25 protein-coding genes are annotated in these 25,169 nt (G+C 45.8%); 12 read left to right on the plus strand and 13 right to left on the minus strand.

What is annotated here, in order from left to right; all coding sequences use genetic code 11:
- Positions 1-22 precede the first annotated feature (22 nt).
- Genes aroC through FO447_RS04685 form a run of 3 tightly spaced genes read right to left on the minus strand, consistent with a single transcriptional unit; the run spans position 23 to position 2,072 of the window.
- On the minus strand, positions 23-1,150 hold the full coding sequence (aroC, locus tag FO447_RS04675) for a chorismate synthase (protein WP_200757922.1): 1,128 nt from the start codon (positions 1,148-1,150) through the stop codon (positions 23-25).
- Between the two features lie 26 nt (positions 1,151-1,176).
- Entirely contained in the window at positions 1,177-1,779 is a 603-nt protein-coding gene (locus tag FO447_RS04680) for an FKBP-type peptidyl-prolyl cis-trans isomerase (protein ID WP_117694761.1), read from the minus strand.
- A gap of 8 nt (positions 1,780-1,787) precedes the next feature.
- Positions 1,788-2,072: a hypothetical protein gene (locus FO447_RS04685; RefSeq protein WP_118415353.1), complete on the minus strand. Its 285-nt coding sequence runs from the start codon at positions 2,070-2,072 to the stop codon at positions 1,788-1,790.
- 328 nt (positions 2,073-2,400) lie between these two features.
- Here FO447_RS04685 and FO447_RS04690 point away from each other — a divergent pair, with 328 nt between their 5' ends.
- A complete protein-coding gene (locus tag FO447_RS04690) occupies positions 2,401-2,754 on the plus strand; it encodes a hypothetical protein (protein ID WP_200757924.1) in 354 nt (117 codons plus the stop codon).
- A gap of 204 nt (positions 2,755-2,958) precedes the next feature.
- Here FO447_RS04690 and FO447_RS04695 read toward each other — a convergent pair whose 3' ends face one another.
- A complete protein-coding gene (locus FO447_RS04695) occupies positions 2,959-3,528 on the minus strand; it encodes a Crp/Fnr family transcriptional regulator (RefSeq protein ID WP_117586557.1) in 570 nt (189 codons plus the stop codon).
- Between the two features lie 175 nt (positions 3,529-3,703).
- On the opposite strand from FO447_RS04695, the gene FO447_RS04700 reads away from it, so the two are divergent.
- Both FO447_RS04700 and FO447_RS04705 read left to right on the plus strand, forming a co-directional pair.
- Positions 3,704-4,030: a DMT family transporter gene (locus FO447_RS04700; RefSeq protein WP_117694755.1), complete on the plus strand. Its 327-nt coding sequence runs from the start codon at positions 3,704-3,706 to the stop codon at positions 4,028-4,030.
- A gap of 15 nt (positions 4,031-4,045) precedes the next feature.
- Positions 4,046-5,263: an MFS transporter gene (locus FO447_RS04705; RefSeq protein WP_200757926.1), complete on the plus strand. Its 1,218-nt coding sequence runs from the start codon at positions 4,046-4,048 to the stop codon at positions 5,261-5,263.
- Positions 5,264-5,279: 16 nt separating this feature from the next.
- Here the strand turns inward: FO447_RS04705 and FO447_RS04710 are convergent, their stop codons facing one another.
- The gene (locus tag FO447_RS04710) at positions 5,280-5,672 is read right to left on the minus strand and encodes a rhodanese-like domain-containing protein (RefSeq protein WP_117694751.1); all 393 of its coding nucleotides are present in this window, start codon (positions 5,670-5,672) and stop codon (positions 5,280-5,282) included.
- Positions 5,673-6,059: 387 nt separating this feature from the next.
- Between FO447_RS04710 and FO447_RS04715 the strand changes: the two genes are divergently transcribed.
- The 3 genes from FO447_RS04715 to FO447_RS04725 are packed head-to-tail and all read left to right on the plus strand — an operon-like array spanning position 6,060 to position 8,577.
- Positions 6,060-7,031, plus strand: coding sequence for a hypothetical protein (locus tag FO447_RS04715; protein WP_200757928.1), 972 nt, complete (start codon positions 6,060-6,062; stop codon positions 7,029-7,031).
- Positions 7,025-7,801: a hypothetical protein gene (locus FO447_RS04720; protein WP_118190736.1), complete on the plus strand. Its 777-nt coding sequence runs from the start codon at positions 7,025-7,027 to the stop codon at positions 7,799-7,801. Before FO447_RS04715 ends, FO447_RS04720 begins: the two co-directional genes overlap by 7 nt.
- Before the next feature lie 2 nt (positions 7,802-7,803).
- Positions 7,804-8,577, plus strand: a complete 774-nt coding sequence (locus tag FO447_RS04725) for a metallophosphoesterase (protein WP_200757931.1) — start codon at positions 7,804-7,806, stop codon at positions 8,575-8,577.
- 287 nt (positions 8,578-8,864) lie between these two features.
- Here FO447_RS04725 and FO447_RS04730 read toward each other — a convergent pair whose 3' ends face one another.
- Together FO447_RS04730 and FO447_RS04735 are read right to left on the minus strand one after the other, a co-directional pair.
- On the minus strand, positions 8,865-8,960 hold the full coding sequence (locus FO447_RS04730) for a smalltalk protein (protein ID WP_153072405.1): 96 nt from the start codon (positions 8,958-8,960) through the stop codon (positions 8,865-8,867).
- A 91-nt stretch (positions 8,961-9,051) separates the two neighbouring features.
- Positions 9,052-9,726: an HU family DNA-binding protein gene (locus tag FO447_RS04735; RefSeq protein WP_200757933.1), complete on the minus strand. Its 675-nt coding sequence runs from the start codon at positions 9,724-9,726 to the stop codon at positions 9,052-9,054.
- Between the two features lie 1,128 nt (positions 9,727-10,854).
- On the opposite strand from FO447_RS04735, the gene FO447_RS04740 reads away from it, so the two are divergent.
- Together FO447_RS04740 and FO447_RS04745 are read left to right on the plus strand one after the other, a co-directional pair.
- Positions 10,855-10,995, plus strand: a complete 141-nt coding sequence (locus FO447_RS04740) for an N-acetylmuramoyl-L-alanine amidase (protein WP_118065112.1) — start codon at positions 10,855-10,857, stop codon at positions 10,993-10,995.
- A gap of 266 nt (positions 10,996-11,261) precedes the next feature.
- Positions 11,262-12,062, plus strand: coding sequence for a KilA-N domain-containing protein (locus tag FO447_RS04745; protein WP_006846641.1), 801 nt, complete (start codon positions 11,262-11,264; stop codon positions 12,060-12,062).
- 148 nt (positions 12,063-12,210) lie between these two features.
- Here FO447_RS04745 and FO447_RS04750 read toward each other — a convergent pair whose 3' ends face one another.
- A complete protein-coding gene (locus FO447_RS04750) occupies positions 12,211-13,470 on the minus strand; it encodes a transglycosylase SLT domain-containing protein (protein ID WP_200757935.1) in 1,260 nt (419 codons plus the stop codon).
- 106 nt (positions 13,471-13,576) lie between these two features.
- Between FO447_RS04750 and hisG the strand changes: the two genes are divergently transcribed.
- The 3 genes from hisG to hisC all read left to right on the plus strand — a co-directional run bounded on the left by hisG (position 13,577) and on the right by hisC (position 16,894).
- Positions 13,577-14,428 (plus strand): ATP phosphoribosyltransferase, encoded by an 852-nt coding sequence (gene hisG / locus FO447_RS04755; RefSeq protein ID WP_200757937.1) that lies wholly within the window; start codon positions 13,577-13,579, stop codon positions 14,426-14,428.
- A gap of 94 nt (positions 14,429-14,522) precedes the next feature.
- Positions 14,523-15,809 carry a histidinol dehydrogenase gene (gene hisD / locus FO447_RS04760; protein ID WP_200757939.1) on the plus strand — a complete coding sequence of 429 codons (1,287 nt, stop codon included), beginning with the start codon at positions 14,523-14,525 and terminating at the stop codon, positions 15,807-15,809.
- A 50-nt stretch (positions 15,810-15,859) separates the two neighbouring features.
- The gene (gene hisC, locus FO447_RS04765; protein ID WP_117727772.1) at positions 15,860-16,894 is read left to right on the plus strand and encodes a histidinol-phosphate transaminase; all 1,035 of its coding nucleotides are present in this window, start codon (positions 15,860-15,862) and stop codon (positions 16,892-16,894) included.
- Between the two features lie 76 nt (positions 16,895-16,970).
- Here hisC and FO447_RS04770 read toward each other — a convergent pair whose 3' ends face one another.
- The 5 genes from FO447_RS04770 to FO447_RS04790 all read right to left on the minus strand — a co-directional run bounded on the left by FO447_RS04770 (position 16,971) and on the right by FO447_RS04790 (position 23,275).
- Entirely contained in the window at positions 16,971-19,277 is a 2,307-nt protein-coding gene (locus tag FO447_RS04770; RefSeq protein WP_200757941.1) for a YgiQ family radical SAM protein, read from the minus strand.
- A 10-nt stretch (positions 19,278-19,287) separates the two neighbouring features.
- Positions 19,288-19,629 (minus strand): hypothetical protein, encoded by a 342-nt coding sequence (locus tag FO447_RS04775; RefSeq protein WP_117727774.1) that lies wholly within the window; start codon positions 19,627-19,629, stop codon positions 19,288-19,290.
- Between the two features lie 34 nt (positions 19,630-19,663).
- Entirely contained in the window at positions 19,664-22,312 is a 2,649-nt protein-coding gene (locus tag FO447_RS04780) for a fibronectin type III domain-containing protein (RefSeq protein ID WP_200757943.1), read from the minus strand.
- 90 nt (positions 22,313-22,402) lie between these two features.
- Complete coding sequence (locus tag FO447_RS04785) at positions 22,403-22,960, minus strand: 1-acyl-sn-glycerol-3-phosphate acyltransferase (protein ID WP_022121200.1); 558 nt, start codon at positions 22,958-22,960, stop codon at positions 22,403-22,405.
- A gap of 42 nt (positions 22,961-23,002) precedes the next feature.
- Positions 23,003-23,275: a hypothetical protein gene (locus FO447_RS04790; protein WP_117694106.1), complete on the minus strand. Its 273-nt coding sequence runs from the start codon at positions 23,273-23,275 to the stop codon at positions 23,003-23,005.
- Between the two features lie 194 nt (positions 23,276-23,469).
- Here FO447_RS04790 and FO447_RS04795 point away from each other — a divergent pair, with 194 nt between their 5' ends.
- Positions 23,470-25,119 (plus strand): diphosphate--fructose-6-phosphate 1-phosphotransferase, encoded by a 1,650-nt coding sequence (locus tag FO447_RS04795; protein ID WP_118065096.1) that lies wholly within the window; start codon positions 23,470-23,472, stop codon positions 25,117-25,119.
- Positions 25,120-25,169 lie beyond the last annotated feature (50 nt).

Below are 25,169 nucleotides of genomic sequence, written 5' to 3' on the forward strand. Positions count from 1 at the left end.
ATTTACTATAAACTATTAACTATTAACTGATTCTGACTGTTTTATTCAAGAGATAATTATCCAGAATCACCATGGCAGCCATGGCTTCAACCACTGGTACGGCTCTTGGCAAAACGCATGGATCATGACGGCCGCGGGCAGTCAGCGTGGTGGCATTTCCTTCCAAATCTACCGTATTCTGCTCCATCAGCAGAGTAGCAACCGGCTTAAAGGCAACACGGAAATAAATGTCCTGACCATTGCTCAAACCGCCCTGTATTCCTCCGCTATGATTGCTCTTTGTTGTAATACGGGCAGCAACATCCTGATTCACGGCAGCATCTTCTGGCATCTCTCCAGCATCAGCCTTCGGGATAAAGACATCATTCTGCTCACTTCCGCGGGCAGTAACTCCGGCAAATCCCTCGCCATATTCAAAACCCTTCACGGCGTTAATGCCAAGCATGGCAGCACCCAGTTGTGCATGAAGCTTGTCAAACTCAGGCTCGCCCAATCCTACCGGGCAACCCTTGATGACGCAAGTGATGATTCCGCCAATCGTATCGCCGTCAGCCTTAACCTGGGCGATGAGATCTTCCATTTCCTTCGCCTTCTGCTGGTCAGGACAGCGCACCGGATTATCTTCTATGGTGTTAAGGTCATACAGATGATAATCTTTCTCCAGCGCAATACTGCCCACCTGTGATGTATAAGCCGTGATGCTGATGCCCAACTTTCGCAAGGCAAGTTTAGCCAAGGCTCCACCTACACATCGGGCAATGGTGATGCGGGCTGAAGAACGGCCGCCGCCACGATGATCGCGTACGCCATACTTCTCGTGATAGGTGAAATCTGCGTGAGAAGGGCGGAAGAGGCAGCGCATATTCTCATAGTCCTGAGAATGCTGGTTCTGGTTACGCACCTCAAAGCCGATAGGGGTTCCTGTTGATTTGCCTTCGAACACACCACTCAGAAACTCTACCTTGTCAGCTTCCTTTCTGGCCGTAGTGATGTGGCTCTGTCCTGGGCGTCGGCGGTTCAGCTCGCTCTGGATAAAGTCCATGTCGATTTCTATGCCTGCAGGAAATCCGTCAATAACGCCTCCTACAGCTATTCCATGACTCTCTCCAAACGTAGTGAGAGTGAAAAGATTGCCAAATGTATTCCTCATTACCTTATATATTATAAAGGTGTTTGTTACTTGTTGCAGCCGCCTTCGCAACCACCTTCACAGTTGCCATCCTTGCAGTCGCCGCCGCAGTTGTCGCAGCCACCTGAGCAGCCGCCACCTTCGCCGCTGATCATCTGAGCCATCTTGGCAATTTCCTCAGCAGTAGCCTCGCGGCTCTCGAGAATCTGACCGCAGAAGTTGAGTTTCAAGCCAGCCAATGGGTGGTTCAGGTCGCAGGTTACCTTTGTATCGCTGATGTTCTTCACTACAGCGTTGAAGTGGTTGCCATCCTCGTTCTGCAATGGGATGATAGCGCCTACCTGTACGTGCTGTGCATCAAACTGGCCGTTGATGGTAAAAATCTGCTTGTCGAGCTCCAGTACGCGCTCATCATAGTGCTGTCCGTAAGCCTGCTCTGGGTCCAGCTGGAAGTCGAACTCTTCACCTTTAGCCAGGTCTACCACCTTCTCTTCGAAAGCTGGCAGGGTAACACCCATACCGCTGATGAAGATGAACGGACGCTCGTCGGTTGTGCGCTCGATGAGCATCTCCTCGCCGTTATCACCATTAGTTACATCATACAGTGCGTATGAAACTACAATAAACTTGTTCTTGTTGTTTGTTTCCATTTTATTATTTATTTTTTATTATTTCTTTTTCTTTTCTGAATGCTTACGCTCTTTACCATCTCCATGCGCTCCAGATAGATAGGGCGCCATTTGTCGATGATGTCTTGCAGACTTTTGCTTTTCTGCGAGAGTTCAGCATATTCCTCGCCGTCGGTCTGATTCTCTTTCTTGAGATCCAGCATTCGGGCGATGAGCTGTTTCTGGTGTTCCTCAGCCGCCTTGAGCTGGTTGCCCAGTTTCTCGAGACTTTCCATAAAGGCGAGTGCCTTGTCTATATGATTTTCCTGTACCATTTTGCTTGTTTTATAGGTTGAATCTTCTGCAAAGGTACAAATAATAATTGGTATAAACGAAGAAAAAGGGCTTTTTTTTCGATGATATTACAAAATGATAGAGAAAATGTAATATCTCTAACGTTCTGACACCTATTTCGGTGCATTGTTGTTGATTTAAGTCAAGAAATAGACGGAAAACTGAAAATATCCCAAGAAATGTTTGCGTACACAGAGAAAAGTTCGTATCTTTGCAGCGTCTTAAAGAAAAAGACTATAGGATAATGTTTAACAGAGCCGGCGTCTACGGATGTGCAAGGCTCACAAAGTAAAGAAAGGTAAAAAGATTATGAAGAAGATTATGGTATTAGCAGTAGCTATGCTTGCAATGGCAACAACTACTTTTGCAGCTGAAGAGGAGACAAATGCAACAGCAGCTTTCAACATGAACGTTAACATGTCTAGCATGGCAGATGCTTTGAGCTTGAACATCGACCAGGTAGAGGCTGTAGCTGATGTACACAAGAACTTCACCGCAGACATGATGAATGCTGCAACAGCAAAGGGTGAGGATCGTTCTGCAATGATTGACAAGGCTGTTATGAAGGATCTCAAGTACATGCACGTTATTTTGAACAACAGTCAGTATCGTAAGTACGTGATGCTTCTCAACACAACCCTTATCAACCGTGGTTTGAAGTAATCATCTTTTTATAGATGTGAAAAATAAGAGAGAGATTTAAAATAAGAATCCCAGTCGAGGTTTTATCCTGACTGGGATTTTTTTTTTGCTTTTGGGCCTTCAGCCCGTAGTTAAACCACTTGCTAAACATAGCTTCCTGATATGCGAAAGGAATGTGTAAATGCGTCATCAGCACAGGCTGCTCATGGTGGATGATGATTCGGATTACGGCTGTGTGATTTTTGCCCTAATCCGGCTCAGGCTTGCCTGCGTTACACCTAAATAGGTGGCGATGCTTCCCAATGGCAACCTTTGTAATAAGTCTGGTTCTTTCTCTAGCAGCTCCTTGTACCTTTCCGAAGCGATGGCGGATAGCATGGAAATCAGTCGTTCCTCGGTGGCAAGCAGCTCCATCTCTGCATAACGCCGTCCCCAATTGGCGATGTGTAAATCATCCAAAAACAACTCTTTCAGCTGTTTTCTTTCCAATTTATATAAGACCGAATCTTCCATCAACTCCATCGTCTCATATCCTGGCTCGTCGTTCACATAGCCTTTCAAGGAGACAATAGTCGCTCCCTCTTTGCCAAACCAAAAGGTAATTTCCTTTCCGTCCACTGAAGTATATGCGCGGACAATGCCTTTCTTGATGAAAAAGATGTTCTTCTCCACCTTACCTCTTTCCAACACCCGGAATCCTTTGGGATATGAAACTTCCGTTAAGCATCGCTGCAATTTGTCCAAAGACGCATCCGGCATGGCGTATCTCTTATTAATGATTTCTTTTATATCCATATTCTTTATTTGCTGTATTTGGTGTGCAAAATTATAAAATTTCACACGAAAACGAAAGTAAATGGTTATTTTTTTGCAAATGCAAAATCCGTTTTTGTCAAATGCAAAAAGCTTTTAGTTTTTTTTTTGCTTACTTTTGCACCCGAATTTAAAATTATAAAATAAATTAATAGATATGAATTGGATAATTTTATTGTTCGCAGGATTATTTGAGGTGAGCCTCACGTTCTGCTTGGGAAAAGCGAGAGCAGCATCAGGAATTTGGTTTTATCTGTGGGGGAGCGGTTTCCTTGCTTCCACCATTCTGAGCATGGCTTTTCTCGCCAAGGCGGTGCAGACTTTGCCTTTGGGCACGGCCTACGCCATCTGGACAGGCATCGGGGCAGTGGGTACGGTTTTGATAGGGATATTCGTTTTCAAGGAACCAGCCACTCCCATCAGGCTTTTCTTCCTCTTCACGCTCATTGCTTCCTTGATTGGATTGAAGATTGTGTCATATTAAAAAAAGAGGCGAAAAATGAAGTATGAATTGAGAGAGAACCAAGGTATTCCGGCACCTCTGCTGGCTCTGATGGCAGTAGCTACCGGACTTTCCGTTGCCAACTGCTATTACAACCAGCCCTTGCTGGGCAGTATGGCAAAAGAGTTTGCGGTATCAGACTTTTCTGCCAGCATGGTAGCTACCTTGACCCAGATAGGCTATGTGGTAGGACTTGTATTTGTCATTCCGCTTGGTGATCTGGATTCACGAAAGAAACTGATACAGGCCAATTACATCATTTCTTTGTGCGCCTTGCTTGCCATAGCCCTTGCTCCGAACATCTATTGGGTGTGGGGCGCATCCCTGGTTGCTGGCGCATCTTCGGTAATGCCGCAGTTCTTCATCCCGCTGGTGTCTTACCATTCCACGCCTTCACGCAAGGTGCGCAATGTGGGAATCATACAATCCTGCCTGCTCATAGGCATTCTAGGTTCACGTGTTTTCAGCGGCCTGCTGGCCGACGAATGGGGATGGCGTTCTGTTTATCTTGTGGCTAGTGTGTTTATGCTCGGATGTTTTCTGCTCATACACAGGATGCTGCCAGAGTTGTCTGCCCGTTCGCGGGAAAACTATGCAGGGTTGATGAAATCATTGTTGCGCCTGCTCCTCAAATACCCATACTTGCAAATCGCGTCGCTAAGGGCGGCATTGGCGTATGGTTCCTTCTTCGCCTTATGGAGTTGCCTGGCCTTCCGGATGAAGCAGTCGCCTTTCTTTGCTGGCGACGACATGATTGGAGCTCTCGGTTTGTGCGGACTGGCAGGTGCATCTACGGTGGTCTTCATTAGTGGCTACGTCCAAAAGTATGGTGCAAGGTTCTTCTCTGTTGCCGGAGGATGCGTCTTGTTGGCTGCCTGGCTGCTGGCATTTTGGGGGAATGACAGCTACTTGTGGATAATAATAGCCATCTTGCTGATTGATGCCGGTATGCAATGCATCCATTTGTCGAATCAGACCAGCGTAGTAGCCCTTGACGCATCTGCCATCAACCGTATCAATACTGTTTATATGACCATTTATTTCCTGGGTGGTTCTGCCGGAACTTTCGTTTCTGGCCTGTCCTGGCAGCATTATGGATGGACAGGCGTGGTGGGGGTAGGGGTTGCCTTTACCGTGGCTTCCTTGCTCGTAAACTGCATCAAGCCTAATGGCAAGCCCCAAACAGGGCGTGTGGGGCTTACTTGCGAAACTTGAGTCAGATTATTTCAATTTACTCCTTTACGATTTCTTTTCCTGCTGCCTGCCAGCCAATAAAGCCGGAATCGAGTTCTATTACCTGATAGCCGTTCTTTGTCAATATAGCTGCGGCATTTTTACTTCGCTTGCCGCTTCGGCAGTTCACGGCGATAGTCTTGCTTTTGGGAAGAGCGGCAGCGGCCTTCTGCTCGAAGTCTGATTTCAGTACGTCAATATTGATTGCGCCACGAATATGCCCATTGGCAAACTCCTCTGCGGTTCGTACGTCGAGACGGATTACTGCGGTGTCAGCGATGGCTTTCTCATAGTCATCTGCCGACAGACTCTTATAGCCCTTATTTTGCGCCTGACAAGAAGACAGGCTTGATAGCATGGTTAAAATGCTCATGATAAATATTTTCTTCATTTTCTAATCTTTTAATAATTATGCGCCTTTAATCTAGGAGGATAAGCCATGCTCAACCCCCTACATTCTAGTAATATATCTGCAAAAATACAAAAAATATTCAGAAAAGTGATTATATGGATGGATTTTGTTTGCAGGGCGAACTTGATTTAACCTTATTTTATAAGATAGAGGGATATTTTGATAATCTGAAATCCTTAATGACCTTAATGACCGTGACCTTAATGACCGGATTTATGAATACATGTACACATATACATCATGGGGGAGTTTGCTCGTGATGAGTAAACTCCCCTAATTATCTTAAAAAATCTTATTTGTTCAATAGAAAGTTTTGATATTCAGAATATAATCACTATATTTGCACGTAATATTAGTGGCGATATTATGTGCAATATTAAATATTATATAGATGAAACAGCTGCATATTTCGGCAATATGTTGGGCGAAAAAGTAGCTTTGGAACCAGCAGATAAAGATTTGTTGGAAGGAATACCTATGAATGTTTCTTCCAGGTTCTCTTTTTATAAAGGATGTATTTTGGGGCAGCACATTTTGATGGCTTACCTAAAGGATGGCGACTCTGTGCCACCTGCCCAGTTGAAGAAGCAATTGGATATTATACGTCGACAGACACAGCTCGTCGTCGTATTAATCACTCCATGCATTACATCTTATAATAAGGTAAGATTGGTGGCACAAAAAGTTAACTTTGTTATCCCCAATAGACAAATGTTCCTGCCATCTCTTTTGCTTGACATCAAACCTGACAGAAAGGTTGGCTTGGATTTGAAAGAAACCATTCCTCCCTTTGCCCAATGTTTGTTGCTTTATCATTTGCAGATAGAATCCATTGTTGGGACAACTGGTTATGGACTGAGCGATAAGTTTGGCGTTTCTTATGCGACCGCAAACAAATCATTGCGCTGGCTTGTCTCCAAAGATCTGATTAAGTTGGAAGGAGTAAAGACAAAGACGGTGCAAATTGATATAAGCAATAGGGAACTTTGGAATAAAGCATTGCCAATGTTAGTCTCTCCGATAGAGCAGCTTTACTATACGGATGCTATACTTGAAGGACAACAGATAAGTGGGGTGAATGCGCTGGCTTCCTACACGATGCTTAATGAAGAATCAAGGCAGTGTTGGGCTGTTACAAAGAAAGAACTGAAAACTTTGGCCGTCGCAACCGACAAGCAGTTCGGAGAAAATGAAATCCAAGTTTGGAAGTATAACCCCAAAATGTTAAGTACAGAAGGAGTGGTTGATAAGCTCTCGCTTTATCTGTCATTGAAAGACAATGATGACGAGCGCATACAAATTGAGTTAGAACGATTGATTAATGAAATGTCATGGTAAGAGGAATAGATACATTCAAGGAGTTCTTCAAAGGTTTTGAGGGCAATTATGTTATAATAGGTGGTACGGCATGTGAAATCCATGAGGATTTGTATGCTCAGGTGCCTCGTGCTACTAAGGATATTGACATTATCTTAGTGGTTGAAGCGTTGTCAGCAGAGTTTGTTGCCAAATTCTGGGAGTTTGTAAAGAAGGGCAATTATGAGCAGCGAAACAAGGGTGTTAATGAGAATGTTGAGCCCAAACATGAATATTTCCGCTTCATGAAGCCTGCTAATTCTGCTTTCCCATATCAGGTTGAACTCTTCTCACGTAGTCTTGGCTTGATGAATTTCCCAGAGGAGGCTCGTATCACACCGATTCTTGTAGAAGAAGACCTTTCAAGTTTATCGGCAATACTCATGGATGAAGACTATTATCGTTTCACGATTGATCATAGCTTGCAGGAAAATGGCGTACATATCGCCAATATCGAGAGTCTTATCTGTTTGAAAAGCAAGGCATTCTTGGATTTAAGTCAAAGAAAAGCTAAAGGTGAAAGTGTTGATAGCAAACATATTGCAAAGCATAAGAAAGATGTCTTTCGTCTTGCAGCAATGCTTACTCCAGCAAGTAGATATGAACTGCCCAATACATTAAAAACTGATGTTTGTGACTTTTGTGATGCTATCATGCAGGATTTGCCTAATGCCGATTTCATCAAGTCAGCAGGTCTTGGCAATGTGACAAGCCTGCAGATTATAGAACAACTTAAGAAATCAATGTTGTAGTCATGGTTAAGATACAATATGCTTCAGATTTGCATCTGGAATTCATGGAGAATACCCTGTATTTGGAGACTCATCCTCTTCAGCCTGTTGCTGACATCCTGGTGTTGGCTGGAGATACTGGCTATTTAGGTGATGAAGGCTTTGTCAAGCATCCATTCTGGGATTGGGCTTCAGAGAATTTCAAGGAAGTAATAGTAATACCAGGTAATCATGAGTTTTATTTGGGTTATGACTTGGAGCAACTCTATGATGGATGGTGCATGGAAATTCGGCACAATATCAGATGCTATTATAATGCTGTAAAACATCTTTCGGATGATACAGACCTCATCGTTTCTACACTATGGGGATATATAGAGCCGCAGGATGCTTTTTCAACCGAGCGCAGAGTAAATGATTTCCATCGTATTAAGGATTGTGGCGTTGTGATAAACAGCGAACGGTTTAATCAAGAGCATGCTAAGTGCCGCGCTTTCATAGAAAAGGCTGTTAGTGAAAGCCAGGCAAAGCATATTGTTGTGGCAACGCATCATGTTCCATCATTTCAACTGGTGTCTCCGGATTTCAAGGAAAGTCCGATAAACGGTGCTTTCACAGCAGAGCTGGGGAACTTCATTGCTTATAACCGAATAGATTATTGGGTTTATGGTCATTCTCATCGTAACATAGACAGGATAATAGGAAATACTCAATGTGTTTCGAATCAGCTTGGGTATGTGAATCATGGAGAATCTGAGTCTTTTGATTCAAAGAAATGTATTAATTTAATGCTTTAGTTGAGGCTCTACATTATATAGAGAGCCAATAGCGTCCGTACTGCGGACGCTATTGGCTTAAGCTCATAAAAAGACACAGCCCCTTCATGACACCCCTGAAAATTCGTAATTCGACACTTAAGTTATACGTGTTGAATGGCATTCTGTTAGTTACCAGTGTATTCGCATTTTGCCCCCCCAAAAAAATCCTTAATGACCGAAAAAGACCGTGACCTTAATGACCGGAATTCTCGGTAGAACGAAAACGACCGCTCTCCTCATATAGAGGTGAGCGGTCGATTTTGTTTTTATCCCATGCAGCTCGTTACTCCGAGCGTAGTAGCGATAGCGGTCAGAATGCTGATGGCTATCTGAAGAATTGTTTTCCAAGTGTTCGCTTTCATTTTTTTTGAATGTTGAGTGTTGAATGTTGAATTTTTTGTGGGGCGGATAGGCTGGGCTAGGGGCTAGCACCCTAGCCAGTCTATCCTTGGGCTATTCAAGGCCGTCGCCAGTATCGTCCTTGCCGGTAGTGCCGCCGCCTGATTCAGAGCCTTGGCCTTCGCTGCCGGTCTGACCGGTGTTTGAACCGCCTGGGGTAGAACCGCCTGGCGTATTATCCGGAGTGGTTGGGGCGTTGAGGTCAACGTTGGTCTTACCCTCCTTAATTGCCTTGATAACGGCTGCCTGAGCGCTGCGGCTGGCTACGAGGTTGAATTCGGCGTCATCGCGAAGATTCTTAAACTCCTGACCTGGCTCCCACTGAACCTTTACGCCGGTGATGTTCTGAGCGGTGAACTTGTCGGCATCCTCAGCACCCTTTGAGGTGAGAAGGAGAGAGAAATCACCGAGGTCGCCTAGACGGATTTTCTTGCCCTCGAGCAACATCTCACGCATGTAGTCTACGGCGATGTAGAGGATGGCGCTGATGTCGGCTCTTGAATAAACACTTCCATGAGAGGTGATGTGCTTGGCAAACTTCTCGATGGTCATGATGTCGGTGTACTGTGAGATGGCGAAAGCGTTCTGCTTCTCGGTCTTCACGAGTTCCAGGTCCTTTGGGTCAGGATTCTTGCCCTCCTTCTTTGCCTGGTTGATGCGTGACTTCGCCTGGTTGATTTCCAGAAGATTTGCGTTCACGCTACGCATTACGATGCTGTAATTAATCATAGTCGTTTGTAGTATGTTTAGAGTCCTTTGTTTTGCAACTCCCCAGAACGCCCCGTTCCTGCCGTTTTCGGGGTCTTCATTGATGACCGGCGCCTGCCATCATTTATGACCCGTGTAGGTCTTAATAGAAGACCCGAGCAAGGCACAAAAGGCTGTTCTTTCGATTGCCGGTGCAAAGATACAACATTTTCGGGCAGAATGCAAGCTTTCACCCTGATTTTCTATGTAAGAAAAGCTATAAGTAGCTGCAATACAATAAGTTCTGTTGATTTTCTGTCTGAACTTTATTGCAGAAACAATCAGCAATGGGAAAGTAAGGATGAAAAACAAGCGTGTCATTAAGGGTCAGTGTCATTAAGGGTCATTTAGAAAAATGAAAGTGTCATTTTGAGCTATAGTATATATAAATATTTATTTATATATATACTATAGGGTTTTTTCTCCCCAGAAAATGAAAATGACCCTTAATGACCTTGACCCTTAATGACACGCTAGATGAACTTGTGAGTTTTACCTGATATAGGTTGGGTGTATGTCTGAATGTATTGGTTATTAGTGTGTTATGTGTATTTTGTTATATTTATACTCTAATATTTTGTGTATAATAATTATCTACGTATTAAGTCGCTTTAGTTAGCTGATATGTTGTTCGATTCTACATTTTTATCCTTGTTTCCTGTTGCATTTTGTCAAAAATACGTCATATTAGAGGCGGATTTAATGTTCGAGGAGGGGCATTTTTTACCCTTAGAAGAGGGGGTAAAACATCTTCCTAACCTCCATATTTTGCATTTTTCCGTTAAATAACGTGATAAAATTCTTGGGTTTGCCAACTTTTTATTATCTTTGCTAGCAATTAACAAATTATTGACGTAGCAATAGTCCGAAAAGCTAGAAACGACATAATAACAATACTAAGATGGAAAGGGATAACCTATTGTTATATAGTTATTTGGTATGTATATTTTGTGTGTGAAGTATAGTCTGTATGTTGGGTTATAAAAGAAATTTATATTTACTTTTTAAATCATAGCATTCGCTTTTTGTGCATTCTTCCAATATCTGTTTTCAGCGATGAAAAACGGAAAAATTAGAGTTTTCTGATTAGATAAACCCGTTTTTTAGCCCATGAATAGCCGATTTTGCACTTTAATTTATGCCCTCATCGAGCAGCTGAAGGAGGAATATCCATTTGCCACGATTCATGGTCACAATGAATTTGCCAACAAAGCTTGCCCCTGCATTGATATGAAGAAGGAGTGGGGCTAACAGATAGGGAATGCGCTGCGTTCCCTATTTATACTTATTTTCCGATGCAACATGTGAATGTTGCTGATAGTATAGCTCTCTCTTGGATTTTTGGCTAAATGATATGCTAAATAATAATAAAATTGCTGCAAAGTAAGTCTGTTTTCAAAATTTTCAATTATCTTTGCTGATAGCAATTAAAATAGATAAAAGATATTAATCGAATAAAAGTCGTGTTGGTTATCAATATGTAACCACCGATTTGTATTATCTAAAAACTAAGGATTATGGCAAAGATAAAAGTTGAAAATACAGAAATATCTGTTGTTAATGTTCAAAATGAGGATTATATCTCTCTGACAGATATGGCACATAGCCAAATGCAAGAGCATATTATTTTCAGATGGATGAGCCTCAAAAGTACAATAGAATACCTCGGTGAATGGGAAAAGCTATATAATCCGAATTTTAATTGTACCGAATTCGATACAATTAAAAATGCAGCAGGAAGCAACAACTTCGTACTTTCTGTAAAGGCATGGATTCAAAGAACAGGTGCAATAGGCATCATGGCAAAAGCTGGCCGATATGGTGGAACTTATGCTCATAGAGACATTGCGTACCACTTTGGAATGTGGATTAGTCCTCGTTTCCAACTTTTGTTGGTAAAAGAGTATCAACGTCTTAAAGCTGATGAGCAGAAACAATTGTCATGGTCTGCCAAGCGGGAACTATCAAAGATAAACTATCGCATTCACACGGATGCTATCAAAGTAAATCTCATTCCTGCGGAAGTGACTCGTGAGCAAGCTGCCATGAAATATGCTGATGAAGCGGATGTACTCAACATAGCCATGTTCGGCATGACTGCGAAACAATGGCGTGAGCAGAATCCCGACAAGAAAGGCAACATTCGTGACTATGCCAGTATTAATGAACTTATCTGTCTCTCAAATATGGAGAATCTCAATGCTGTATTTATCAATGATGGTATGGCGCAGTCTGAGCGACTTATCAAGCTCAATCAGATTGCCATTCAGCAGATGAAAATTCTTGAAGATACAGGCGGAAGAAACTTATTAAAATAAAGATTAATTTGGCAATAAAGGATAAGGATGGAAATACGGTGGGATGCATTTTTTATCTGATGCATCCCCCTATGTAAATCCATATATTTCTTGTAGCGGCTTTAAACTTTGTCTTCTATCTCCTCATCATTTTCAGTACCTATTTATATTATATATGGTACTTATTCTGGTAGTGGCGCTTGGATTTAACAGGGGCTCCATGGAAGGAACCGCTGCCCATACCGCTGCCACGAAGGCTCTCATGGAAGCCTGAACCACCACTATATTCGCCCCAGCGAGCTCTGATTCTATCTACATAATTAACCGTCTCCGTGCCTCGCATATAACCATATTTCACTACCGGATCTGTGTAATAAGCCGGTTGAGAAAGGCGCAGAATATAATCGCGAATTACGCCCCAATTGTGCGGATTCTGACCATGTTTGCGAGCCAGCGACATCGCATCTCTGATGTGGAAATAGCCACCATTATAAGAAGCAAGGGCGAAAAGCATGCGCTGCGACGGGTCGCCCACATCCGCAAAATGCCCCTGCAGTTCCGCCATATATCTGGCTGCCGCAGCCACATTCGCCTCAGGTTCATGAATCATGCTCATCGGCAAACCCAGATGGGCAGCCGTGCCTGGCATAATCTGCATCAGTCCGCAAGCTCCAGCCCATGACTTCGCATTCGGGTCGAAACAGCTCTCCTGATAACATTGGGCAGCCATCAGACGCCAGTCCATGCGAGCCGTTCCGCTATAGCGCTGGAAGAGGTGGTCGTAGCGGGAAATAACACCCTTAGAACGGTTCAGGAATGGTGAATAAACGTGGCGGCGCACGCTGGCAGAAGAAAGCAGCCACGATTCTTCCTGCTTGACCTGAGCAATCAGCTTAGGCTTAAACCAGCCGTTCAGGGTGTCGGCAAGACTCTTGTTACCGTTCAGCACAGCCCATTGGGTTCGGGTGCTGTCGGGCGTAACTCCACAGAAAAGCAGATTACCTCTGGTCTGTTTTCGGGGTAGGGGAACGGCAATCACATCGCCTTCTCCCTTCTCCAACTTGCGCACCATTTCAGCCGTATCCTTACATTCTTCTACGCGTAACGACACGCCGATCTGCTGGGCAAACTTCTCGCAGAGCAGATATTGCAGTCCCATTCCGTGGCTGTGGTAATCATAATAGGTCGTAGGGCCGTTAACGGTAAGCATGATGAGTTCACCATTGGCCTGAATATCTTCGAGCGAAAGCCCCTTGTTGGTTGAAGCAGGTTTCTTTTCATCGCCATCAGCCCCATCAGAGTTATCCGCATACTCCATTTCGCCTACGGGAGTTCCCCATGGCGTAAGCTCCTGCTGCGGTTTCTTGTCGGCACAGGCAGCGAGCAAAAATAGTGCATATAATGCGTATAAATATCCTTTATTCTTCATTTCAGCTGCAAAAGTACAAAATATTTTGCACATAAGTGAGAAATTATTTGTTTATTCTAATAAAAATATGTACTTTTGCAATGTTTTTCAAACAAAATATAGAAATATGTTACGAATAGCAGTACAAAGCAAGGGTCGTCTTTTCGACGACACCATGAATCTCTTAGCAGAGGCTGACATCAAAGTAAGCGCCTCTAAACGCACCCTCCTGGTGCAGTCAAGCAACTTTCCTCTCGAGGTTCTCTACCTTCGTGATGATGATATTCCTCAGAGCGTAGCCTCTGGTGTGGCAGATATCGGAATCGTGGGCGAGAACGAGTTTGTAGAGCGTGGAGAGAATGCGCAGATTATCGACCGTCTGGGTTTCAGCAAGTGCCGCCTGAGCCTCGCCATTCCTAAGAAGATTGATTATCCGGGATTGGAATGGTTCAACGGCAGGAAGATTGCTACTTCTTACCCTAACATCCTGCGCAAGTTTATGAAGAAGAATAATATCAATGCCGACATCCATGTCATTACGGGTTCTGTAGAAATCAGTCCGGGCATCGGTTTGGCTGACGGTATTTTCGATATTGTAAGTTCAGGTTCTACTCTGGTCAGCAACAATCTTGCTGAGGTTGAGGTGGTGATGAAGAGCGAGGCTCTGCTCATCGGCAACTGGAACATGGACGAGGAGAAGCATGAGATTCTGAACGAGATGCTGTTCCGCTTCGAGGCTGTACGTTCTGCACAGGACAAGAAGTACGTGATGATGAATGCTCCTAAGGCAAAGGTTCAGGAGATTACAGAAGTATTGCCAGGCATCAAGAGTCCTACGATTATCCCATTGGCTGATGAGGAATGGTGCTCTATCCACACCGTGCTCGATGAGAAGCGTTTCTGGGAAATCATAGGCAAGCTGAAGGAACTCGGTGCACAGGGCATCCTGGTAACACCAATCGAAAAGATGATATTGTAATAATGTGTAGCGTTTAATGTGTAATGTTTATTTAGAGACATTATGCGTTAAAAACTAAACATTAAACATTAATAATTAAACATTAATAAAAGGAATGAAGGTAATAAAGTATCCTGCAAAGGAGGAATGGAGCGAGATTGTAAAACGCCCACACCTGGATGTTTCGCAGCTGAATGCGACCGTACAAGGTGTACTCGACGATGTGAAAAACCATGGCGACGAAGCCGTGAAGCGTTACGAGGAGAAGTTTGATCATGCCCATCTCGATTCTTTGGCTGTGACTGAAGCTGAAATCGAAGAGGCAGAGAAATTGGTTTCTCAAGAACTGAAAGACGCTTTGCACCTCGCCCATCATAACATTGCCGCATTCCATCATAGCCAGAAGTTTGATGGTGTAAAGGTTGAAACTTGCCCTGGAGTAACCTGCTGGCAGAAGAGTGTGGCTATAGAGAAGGTGGGATTGTATATCCCGGGAGGTACTGCTCCTCTCTTTAGCACCGTTCTGATGCTAGCTACTCCTGCCAAGATTGCGGGATGTAAAGAAATAGTACTGTGTACTCCTCCTAATAAAGAGGGCAAGGTGAACCCGGCTATCCTCATGGCGGCAAAGATTGCGGGCGTAAGCAAGATCTTTAAGGCGGGTGGCGTTCAGGCTATCGGAGCCATGGCTTACGGTACGGAGAGCGTGCCTAAGGTTTATAAGATTTTCGGTCCGGGCAACCAGTTTGTCATGGCTGCCAAGCAGCAGGTTTCCCTGCACGATGTGGCTATAGACATGCCTGCCGGTCCGTCTGAAGTTTGTCTTATTGCCGACGAAACAGCCAACCCTGTGTTTGCTGCTGCCGACCTGTTGTCGCAGGCTGAACATGGTTTCGATTCTCAGGTTTTCTTCATTACTACATCTGAAAAGGTGTTGGATGCTGTAAAGAATGAAGTTGAAGTACAGCTTGAACGTTTACCACGTAAGGAGATGGCACAGACCTCGTTAGACAACTCTAAGTTTATCCTCGTAAAGACCGAAGAGGAGGCAATCGACCTCTGCAATACTTATGCGCCGGAGCATCTGATTATCGCCACAGCCGATTACGAGCAGCTGGCAGAAAAAGTTGTGAATGCAGGTAGTGTATTCCTCGGAAACTATGCGTGCGAAAGTGCAGGCGACTATGCAAGCGGTACGAACCATACCTTGCCAACCCATGGTTATGCTTTGGCTTACAACGGAGTGAATCTGGACAGTTATAATCGCAAAATCACCTTCCAGCATCTTACAGAAGAAGGTATTCGTAACATTGGAAATGCTGTAGTGACCATGGCGGAAAATGAGCAATTGGAAGCTCATGCCAATGCGATGAGACTGAGAGTGAACAGTTTGAAACAATAGGGTGAAACGGGAAGTTGTAAAGATACTTCTTAATAGCTTTTGAAAGAAAAATGAAAGAATTGAAAGATTTGTGCCGAGAGAACATCTGGAATCTGGCACCTTACAGTTGCGCCCGTACGGAGTTTGCAGGCAGAAATGCCCGCGTCTTCCTCGACGCCAACGAAAATCCATATAATGACCCTTACAATCGCTATCCTGATCCGCTGCAGGTTGAACTGAAGAAGCAGATCAGCAAGATTAAGGGTGTGGCTGAAGAGAAAATCTTCCTGGGCAACGGTTCCGACGAGGCCATCGATTTGGTTTACCGTGTATTCTGCCGCCCGGGCAAGGATAATGTAGTAGCGATTGCACCTACTTACGGAATGTATGAAGTATGCGCAGACATCAACGATGTGGAGTATCGCTCTGTGCTGCTCGATGAAAACTATCAGATTTCTGCCGGAAAACTCCTGGCAGCCTGCGATGAACAGACAAAGGTTATCTGGATCTGCAGTCCGAACAATCCTACGGGCAATCACATCAACCGCGAGGCAATCGTAGAGGTGTTGCAGAAATTCCAGGGTATTGTCATCATCGACGAAGCCTACAGCGATTTCTCTTCGGAGCGCACATTCCGCAGCGTACTCGACAGATTTCCCAACATGATTGTGCTCAACACCATGAGTAAGGCATGGGGCTGTGCAGCCCTCCGTTTGGGAATGGCTTTTGCGAGCAAGGAGATTGTTGACATATTCAATAAGGTGAAATATCCTTATAACGTCAATCTGCTTACTCAGGAGCATGCGCTGGAAGTGATGAAGAATCCGCTGAAGGTTGACGAATGGGTGAAGAACATCCTGCAGGAGCGTTCTAAGGTAATGGCTGCATTCCTGGATCTGCCTATCTGCGAGAAGGTTTATCCTACTGATGCAAACTTCTTCCTGGCTAAAATGACCGACGCCAACGCCATCTATAATTATCTGGTGGCACAAGGCATTATCGTAAGAAACCGCAATAAGGTTCAGTTGTGCGGCAACTGTCTGAGAATTACGATAGGAAACAAGAGCGAGAATGCTGAATTACTCGGTGCTTTGAGACAGTACTAAATTATTTTGGGAAAGTTCAGTATATAATATGAAAGAGGGTGAGTCATAAATATATGATTCACCCTCTTTTTAGCATTTATCTTCTTCTGCCTCTACCTTCATTTCTTCCTTGATTTCCACGACCGCCGCGTTCGTTCTTATCCCCGCTGTTGTAGCGGTTCTTGCGGTTATGGTTGTCGTTGTCGAAATTAGGGTTGAAACTCTTTTTCTTCTTGTCCTTGAAGAAGCCGGCACCCTGGTCTTTCTGATTTCTCAGCTCGGCTCTCGCCGCTGCTACGGCATCACGGATGTTGGCATTCGAAGGCTTACCTGATTTTAGAGATTTTCCGTTATTCAGATATTTCTCCTCATCATAGCAACCCACATTGCCATATCCCTTTGGGGCAAAGCGGTCAGAAGCATTTCTGCCACGGCTTTTTCCTGCATTCGGTTCAGAAGCATTTCTGCCAGCTCCACGCTTGCCTTTAGCACCTTTTCCTACACCTGGATTATCGTATGTAGAACCTATCGCCTTATCGTCATAATGCGTCTTCTTACCCTTGAAACTGCCACCCATGCTCTTCCTGTCGTAGAGTTTGTCGATGAGGTCGGCTCTGCCTATCCGGCGAAGTTCACTCTCGATGGCGCGGCGCTCTTCAGGCTTGTACCAGAAGAAGAACATGCGCTGGGCAAGCTTCTCTTTCTGAGTCTTGGCGCTGAAGACCGGCTCCAGGGTGTAAGGATCGTATCCCGTGTACCAGGTCTCGGTAGAAATGGTCATAGGAGTAGGGGTGAAATCCTGCACCTGCTCCAGATGGAAATCCAGTCCCTTCGTAATGACGGCAAGTTCGGCCATGTCTTCTTCATGACAGCCCGGATGCGAACTGATGAAGTAAGGAATGATCTGCTGGTTCAGACCTTCTTCCTTGTTGATTTTGTCGAAGATGCGCTTGAACTCGTAGAAGAGGTCGAACGATGGCTTGCGCATGAACTTCAAGACCTCCGGACTCGTATGTTCAGGAGCCACCTTCAGTCGGCCGCTCACGTGCTTGGTAATCAGTTCGCGCGTGTATTCTCTAGCCGCCTGATTCACCTTTTCGTCCTTGCTCTTATGCAGCAGAAGGTCGTAACGCACACCACTACCAATGAAGCTCTTCTTGATTCCCGGCAAAGCATCTACAGCATGATAAATCTCCAGAAGCTTGCTGTGGTCGGTATTGAGGTTCGGACAAATCTGAGGGTTTACACACGACGGACGCTTACACACTTCGCAGGCTTTCTGATTCTTGCCGTGCATTCCGTACATGTTGGCAGAAGGACCGCCCAAATCGCTCAGATAGCCCTTGAAATCAGGCATCTGGATGATTTTCTTCACCTCCTTCAGAATGCTCTCCTTGCTGCGGCAAACCACGAATTTACCCTGATGGGCAGAAATGGTGCAGAAAGAACAGCCGCCGAAACAGCCACGATGAAGGTTCACGGAGAACTTGATCATCTCGTAGGCTGGAATGGTCTTGCCCTTGTATTTAGGATGAGGCAAACGCGTATAAGGCAGGTCGAAAGCCGCATCCAGTTCCGCGGTAGTCATCAGCGGGAAAGGCGGATTTACCACTACATATTTGCCGTCAACTTCCTGAATCATGCGCTGAGCATGCATCTTGTTGGCTTCTTCCTCCAGATGGCGCACGTTCTCAGCCTGTCCCTTCTTGTTGTGGAGACATTCTTCGTGGCTGTGGAGGATGATGTCATCGTCCTTGAAACCGCCCGGAATCTCATTCTCCTTGCAGTAGAATGCCACCTGCGGCATTTCGTGGATCTGGCTAAGCGTCTTGCCTTCTGCAAAGGCATTGGCCAGTTCAACGATAGAACGTTCGCCCATTCCGTAGAGAATGAGGTCGGCGCCCGAATCGCAGAGAATGCACTTGCGGAGCTCGTCTTTCCAATAGTCGTAGTGGCTGATGCGGCGCAACGAAGCCTCAATACCGCCTAGTGCTACAGGTACGTCGGGAAAGAGTTTCTTCAGTATCTGCGTATAGACGATAGATGGATAGTCGGGGCGCATGTCGTGGCGGGAGTCGGGACTGAAAGCGTCCTCGCTACGCATGCGGCGGTTGGCCGTGTAGCGGTTCACCATCGAGTCCATGGCGCCCGGAGAAACACCAAAGAAGAGGCGAGGACGACCGAGTTTCTTGAAGTCTCGGAAATCGCCGTGCCAGTCGGGCTGGGGAACGATGGCTACCCGATAGCCGTTGGCTTCCAGCATTCGTCCGAGGATGGCAGGACCGAAGGATGGGTGGTCAACGTAAGCATCTCCTGAAAAGAGGATGACGTCGAGTTCGTCCCATCCGCGCAACTCGCATTCTTTCTTGGTGGTAGGTAAGAAATCTGTTAACTTATAATCCATTCAATATTTTTTAATCATTTACTGCGTCTGGTTCTGCATCTGCTGCAGCCTCAGCCTGTTTCTTGTCTTTCCAGTCTACGTAGAGCAGAACGAGGTTGTGAAGACCGAGCGCCTTCATGTTCTGATTGTAGATGACGTCGAGACAGAGATCGAGCAACTCCTTATCCTTGATGTCGCTGCTCTCGAGGAGTGAACGCACATTAAGTTTCAGTTTATCGAGCACTTCCTCGTCGATAATGCCTGTGCTGTCTACGAGGTTGCGGAGTAACTGATACTTTTCGATGGTCTCTAAATGCTGGTCGCTCACTTCGATAGAGCGAGTGCCAGACTGGTTGGCTTGAATCTTATACATAAGCTTAAAATTTTTTATCTGTTTTACTTAGAATTTAATCTGTCAGAAATTTAAGAATGCCGAGCAACACGCTGGTGCGGGTTCTTTCGTCGATGATGCATTCCAGCGGGAATCCCATGACGAAGCTGCGGTAAGTAGTGCTCTTGTAGGCAACCGCCGCACTCGTTCCCGTATCGTATTGCATCGCCGTGAAGGCGTAATTGCCAACCGGTTTCAATATCTCGGGATGGGTTGCCGCATAATGCTGGGCATTCAACTCGTTATAATAGCTGAACTGCAGACCTAAACCCTTGACGTTAGGCGAAGTGCAGACAATACTGTCTCGTTCTGTTACGGTTGAATCTTCGGGATTGATGTCCCTGGTGATGGCCGTAGAACCTGTAGGCTCATAGCTGAGTTTCAGAATATCGCTCAGAAACGCCTGTTCCTCTTCAGTCTGCATGTCGCTTCCGGTGTAAGAACCGCTTATCAGGATTCTGCCGCCTTGGCTGGCGTATTGCCTGATGCTGTTCTGCAGGGCAGGCGTGAACGACTTGAAGAAGGCGTGAGTATAGCCGTCATGGCGCTCCAGTCCGTTGATGAGGTCAACTGCCTGATAGTTCTTCATCTGAACCCTGCCGCTGGCGATGACTTCGCTCGAACAGCTGGAAATATTATATTTGCCCGAAGCCGCAATACTTGTAGCGTGCGCCTGAACGTAGTTGAAGTCGTTGCCTGCCACAAACTTGCCAATCATTTCGTTGCCGCTGAAACCGAGTCCGAAACTGGTTTCGTTGCCCATTCTGCTTCTGTCGAACACCTGCTGCTTGCCGCTCCATCCCGCCGTCAGTCCGTAGCTTACGCCCGGATCCTGATTGAGGTCGAATCCCTGCCTTTCCTCATCATCCACGACCTGCGGAGAGGCTAGGCGATGGAAATTGTTTACGATGAGCACAGACTTGCTGGCAGCAGGATTATAGAGCACAGAGAGGGTTTCGGTGGTGAAACTTTCTCCTCCTGCATTAACCGCAGCCACCTTAAAATGATATAGTTTGCCCGGTTCCAGCTGCATCTGGCAGCGGGTGGTGTTCACGATGGTTCCGTTGTCAAAACCGCCTTGTCCCTCAGCCTTATAAATAATGTAAGAAGTAGGGCGGGCAGATGGTTCCGTCTTGTCCAGCTGGGCAGTCCAGGAGAGTAGGGCAACACCTTGGTTCTGCGTAACGCTGAAGTTCTGCGGAGCCAGCGGCTGTACCACGTATCGGGTTCCATGATTGCTGTTTACGAAGCGCAGGATGGTTTTGTAGATGGAGCGTGCGATATAGAATTTTCCGAGCGGATCCTGAGCAATTCTCATGTCAGGGAAATTCTGATGCGAAAGCATTTCGAGAATAGCCGACGGAACTTCCGGCAGACGGGTTTCAGAATAGTTTCTGTCCCATAGGTAGCGTTTGCCGAATTCTCCGAACTGAGCCGTCAGATCCGTAACAAGATTATCGCGCAAAGCCCTGGCGAAATCCTTGGATGTGAATCTGGAGATTCCGCTGTTCAGTATTCCGTCGTTATAATCTGTGGTGCAGATGGCGAGGGCTCCAAAGGTAGATTTTCCGTCCCTATTGTAACCCGCATCACTATGAAGCGCCAGCGAGAGTTCTATAGGCACGTGCTTGCCCTTCCTGGCAGGCATGTAAACCGAACCGCCGCCCAGCCAGTTGGTCATCAGCGAACGGGTGTTGATGTCGTCGGCGTAATCATTTTCTCCCTTTCTGCCTCCATAAACCTTATAAGGAGCACCAGCCCATTGGGCGTAGTATCTTGCTCCTTCCAGGCAACGGGGCAATCCGCTGGTGTAACCGCCACGCTCTATGTTTCCCATGCCGCCGCCAAAGCGGACAGCATCTGTAGTTACTACTCCACGGCGTGAAGCCTTGTTGGTGCAGACCACGCGGTTGAACTCGTTGCAGCCCTTGTCGAAATCGAAGGTGCCCAGGTAAACCCAGGTGCCTCCGCCCATGCGCTGGTTAACGGAAAACTCCGTGGCTTCGCCCTTGTGATAAACGATGTATTTTGCATCGCTCACGCTCTTGGGTAGCGACTGGTAGCTTACGTAGACTGCGTATTTGCCGGCTTCCTTGAAACGGGGCTGGTAGCTTACCTGGCTGGTTTTCTTGCGCTTGGTAGCCTTCGCCTGTCTCACGGTTCCCATGCGGAACGGATTTTCCCCATCTTTCAGTCGGGAGCGGTTGGCAAAACCGACCGAATCGCAGTTTTTCCATCGCTTGCTCCCCTCCTTTTCGAAATAATAAACCGACTTGACAGCATCATCATTATCGATGACGATTTCGTTCGTCTGCCAGTCTCTTTCGCGGGGTGTGAAGACGATGGCTCCCGCATTCTGGAGCATCGGGATGAGGTAGGGCACGACGATGGTTTGGGTAAAGAGATCTTCGTTTGTGCAAAACAGGTTAGGGCGTTGCCATTTCCATACATCTCTGTCGGCATAATAATACCGTCCGTGCGAGGCCCATAACGAAAGATGCCTGTTCTGTAGTCCTGCCGTAACGAAATAAGGGCGGGAAACATTAAACACCCATGGGTCGCCATCATAATCTATGCCTTGCCATGCGCCGCTGTTCGCCTCGTCGTAGATAGGAAAAAACGATTTGCCGTTAGCCTGAAGCGAAGCTCCAGCGGCTAACAGCAAACTGCTTATCAAACAATATGTTATGTTTTGGTGTTTCACTTTACGAATACTCCTTCTTTAATAGCTGACTAAACCGTTATCTTCTAACGTTTAATCAATATTTCCGATTGTGAACTTCTCCGGTTTCTTTCCTTTGAAATCCTTGAAGTACAACTTGATTTCACGCATGTCTTTGTCAACATCTCCTGACGGGATAATCTGCCTGGTGCATTGGATGACCTTCTTCTCATAGTCAAGCCCATAGAGATGGATAGGCAGATGCGCCTTGAGGGCTATGAAATAGAATCCCTTTTTCCATTCCGGGTTGAGCGAGCGGGTACCTTCGGGCGTAATGCACAGTCCGAAAGCCTTGCGCTTATCCGCTTCTGCAGCCAGATTATCCGTCATGCTAGTATGTTTGCTTCTCCACACAGGAATACCTCCCATCTTTCTGAAGATAGGACCTAGCGGCCAGAAGAACCATTCCTTTTTCATGAGGAAATTACATTTGATTCCCTCAGCATGGGCAAAGAGCTGGCCCAGGATCAGGTCCCAGTTACTGGTGTGCGGAGCCATGCAGATAATATACTTTTCAGGAAGCTCCTGGGTGATGATTTTCTTATAGCCCAAGCGCTTATACAATATCCATTGACAAATTCCTTTTACCATATATATAAATAGGTGTATTTTCTGATTCTGATGATAATAGGATTATGCCAAGTTTGAAATCTGGTCGATGATTTCGCTCATCTGCTTGTTGAAGTCGCCTATGAGCTTTTTATAATATTCACCCTTCTTGATTCCCGGTTCCGGGTGAGACACGCGGCTGATGTAATCGCCGTTGATCATGACGATAGCTGAAAGAATGCCATCCACATCTTCCTGTGAAGGCTTACCATTATACAAAGATGCAGCTACTGTTTCGGCGAAAAGTTCGCTTGTAATGTAGTTGATTGTGCGCTTTAAATCTCTTTTATTAGCCATAATTCTTTTCTCCTAATTAATGAATAATTAAAAATATCGCTCAAAGATAATCATTTTCTTTGAAATAACATCATTTTTTGGGAAAAAATGTATCTATTAACGCATTTTTAGCATTTTTCTTTCCGTATCTCGCAGAAAAGAGTTATTTTTGCAGATGTTTTTGAAGTTTCAACTAATTAAAATAAAAACGAATTATGGAAAAAAGTGCATTGCAGATTGCAAGAGCTGCTTATCAGCCAAAATTGCCTAAGGCTCTCCAGGGCCCAGTAAAGGCAGTTGAAGGTGCAGCAACACAGTCAGTAGGTAATCAGGATGAAATCAAGGCGTTGTTCCCTAACACTTATGGAATGCCTGTTATTACATTCGAGGCAGGTGAGGCTAAGGAACTTCCTGCTTTCAACGTAGGTGTTATCCTCTCAGGTGGTCAGGCTCCTGGCGGTCACAACGTGATTTCTGGTCTCTTCGACGGTGTGAAGTCTCTTAACCCAGCTAACAAGCTCTATGGTTTCATCCTCGGTCCTGGTGGTCTCGTTGACCATAAGTACATGGAGATTACTTCTGAACTCATGGACGAATACCGCAATACTGGTGGTTTCGATATCATCGGTTCCGGACGTACCAAGCTTGAGAAGGAAGACCAGTTTGAGAAGGGTATTGAGATTCTTCGTGAACTCGGCATCAAGGCACTTGTCATCATCGGTGGTGACGACTCAAATACCAATGCTTGCGTTCTCGCAGAATACTATGCTGCCAAGAAGTATGGCGTACAGGTAATCGGTTGCCCTAAGACTATCGACGGCGACTTGAAGAACGAGCAGATTGAGACTTCTTTCGGTTTCGATACAGCCTGCAAGACATATTCTGAGCTCATCGGTAACATCGAGCGCGACTGTAACTCAGCACGTAAGTACTGGCACTTCATCAAGCTGATGGGTCGTTCAGCATCTCACATCGCTCTTGAGTGCGCTCTCCAGACTCAGCCAAACATCTGCTTGATTTCTGAGGAGGTAGAGGCTAAGGAAATGTCACTCGATGATGTTGTTACTTATATTGCAACTGCAGTAGCTAACCGTGCTGCTGAGGGCAACAACTTCGGTACTGTTCTCATCCCTGAGGGCCTGATCGAGTTCATCCCAGCTATCAAGAAGCTCATCGCAGAATTGAACGAGGTTCTTACAGACCCTGCAACAGGCGAGAGCCGTGAGTTTGCAAGTGCTGAGGAGCAGATTGCATTCGTTAAGGGTGCCATCGCTAAGGACAACCTCGCAGTATTGGAGTCTTTGCCAGCTGACGTAGCTCGCCAGCTTTGCCTCGACCGCGACCCTCACGGAAACGTACAGGTTTCTCTCATCGAGACAGAGAAGTTGCTTTCTCGCATGGTAGCTGAGAAGTTGGCTGCATGGAAGAAGGAGGGTAAGTACGTAGGTAAGTTCTCTGCACAGCACCACTTCTTCGGTTACGAGGGACGTTGCGCAGCTCCTTCTAACTACGATGCTGACTACTGCTACTCACTCGGTTTCAACGCTTCACGCCTCATCGCTAACGGCAAGACCGGTTACATGTCAATCATCAAGAACACAACAGCTCCTGCAGCCGAGTGGATTGCAGGTGGTGTGCCAATCACTATGATGATGAACATCGAGCGTCGTAATGGTGCTAACAAGCCAGTTATCCGCAAGGCTCTCGTTGAGCTGGATGGCGCTCCATTCAAGTTCTTCGCTTCTAAGCGCGATGAGTGGGCTAAGGAAACATCTTACGTTTATCCAGGTCCTATCCAGTACTGGGGTCCTTCTGAGGTTTGCGACCAGACCACAAAGACTCTCCAGTTGGAGCAGGCTAAGTAAAAAATAGAATAAATATTTTTTTATATGTCAACAAGACGAACGGCTTCTTC

The organism is Segatella copri, assembly GCF_015074785.1.
Classification (GTDB): Bacteria; Bacteroidota; Bacteroidia; order Bacteroidales; family Bacteroidaceae; genus Prevotella.

Excerpts from the sequence above, each read along its gene's own strand:
- aroC (WP_200757922.1), bottom strand. The coding sequence starts at position 1,150 with ATGAGGAATACATTTGGCAATCTTTTCACTCTCACTACGTTTGGAGAG.
- FO447_RS04680 (WP_117694761.1), bottom strand. The coding sequence starts at position 1,779 with ATGGAAACAAACAACAAGAACAAGTTTATTGTAGTTTCATACGCACTG.
- FO447_RS04685 (WP_118415353.1), bottom strand. The coding sequence starts at position 2,072 with ATGGTACAGGAAAATCATATAGACAAGGCACTCGCCTTTATGGAAAGT.
- FO447_RS04690 (WP_200757924.1), top strand. The coding sequence starts at position 2,401 with ATGAAGAAGATTATGGTATTAGCAGTAGCTATGCTTGCAATGGCAACA.
- FO447_RS04695 (WP_117586557.1), bottom strand. The coding sequence starts at position 3,528 with ATGGATATAAAAGAAATCATTAATAAGAGATACGCCATGCCGGATGCG.
- FO447_RS04700 (WP_117694755.1), top strand. The coding sequence starts at position 3,704 with ATGAATTGGATAATTTTATTGTTCGCAGGATTATTTGAGGTGAGCCTC.
- FO447_RS04705 (WP_200757926.1), top strand. The coding sequence starts at position 4,046 with ATGAAGTATGAATTGAGAGAGAACCAAGGTATTCCGGCACCTCTGCTG.
- FO447_RS04710 (WP_117694751.1), bottom strand. The coding sequence starts at position 5,672 with ATGAAGAAAATATTTATCATGAGCATTTTAACCATGCTATCAAGCCTG.
- FO447_RS04715 (WP_200757928.1), top strand. The coding sequence starts at position 6,060 with ATGTGCAATATTAAATATTATATAGATGAAACAGCTGCATATTTCGGC.
- FO447_RS04720 (WP_118190736.1), top strand. The coding sequence starts at position 7,025 with ATGGTAAGAGGAATAGATACATTCAAGGAGTTCTTCAAAGGTTTTGAG.
- FO447_RS04725 (WP_200757931.1), top strand. The coding sequence starts at position 7,804 with ATGGTTAAGATACAATATGCTTCAGATTTGCATCTGGAATTCATGGAG.
- FO447_RS04730 (WP_153072405.1), bottom strand. The coding sequence starts at position 8,960 with ATGAAAGCGAACACTTGGAAAACAATTCTTCAGATAGCCATCAGCATT.
- FO447_RS04735 (WP_200757933.1), bottom strand. The coding sequence starts at position 9,726 with ATGATTAATTACAGCATCGTAATGCGTAGCGTGAACGCAAATCTTCTG.
- FO447_RS04740 (WP_118065112.1), top strand. The coding sequence starts at position 10,855 with ATGAATAGCCGATTTTGCACTTTAATTTATGCCCTCATCGAGCAGCTG.
- FO447_RS04745 (WP_006846641.1), top strand. The coding sequence starts at position 11,262 with ATGGCAAAGATAAAAGTTGAAAATACAGAAATATCTGTTGTTAATGTT.
- FO447_RS04750 (WP_200757935.1), bottom strand. The coding sequence starts at position 13,470 with ATGAAGAATAAAGGATATTTATACGCATTATATGCACTATTTTTGCTC.
- hisG (WP_200757937.1), top strand. The coding sequence starts at position 13,577 with ATGTTACGAATAGCAGTACAAAGCAAGGGTCGTCTTTTCGACGACACC.
- hisD (WP_200757939.1), top strand. The coding sequence starts at position 14,523 with ATGAAGGTAATAAAGTATCCTGCAAAGGAGGAATGGAGCGAGATTGTA.
- hisC (WP_117727772.1), top strand. The coding sequence starts at position 15,860 with ATGAAAGAATTGAAAGATTTGTGCCGAGAGAACATCTGGAATCTGGCA.
- FO447_RS04770 (WP_200757941.1), bottom strand. The coding sequence starts at position 19,277 with ATGGATTATAAGTTAACAGATTTCTTACCTACCACCAAGAAAGAATGC.
- FO447_RS04775 (WP_117727774.1), bottom strand. The coding sequence starts at position 19,629 with ATGTATAAGATTCAAGCCAACCAGTCTGGCACTCGCTCTATCGAAGTG.
- FO447_RS04785 (WP_022121200.1), bottom strand. The coding sequence starts at position 22,960 with ATGGTAAAAGGAATTTGTCAATGGATATTGTATAAGCGCTTGGGCTAT.
- FO447_RS04790 (WP_117694106.1), bottom strand. The coding sequence starts at position 23,275 with ATGGCTAATAAAAGAGATTTAAAGCGCACAATCAACTACATTACAAGC.
- FO447_RS04795 (WP_118065096.1), top strand. The coding sequence starts at position 23,470 with ATGGAAAAAAGTGCATTGCAGATTGCAAGAGCTGCTTATCAGCCAAAA.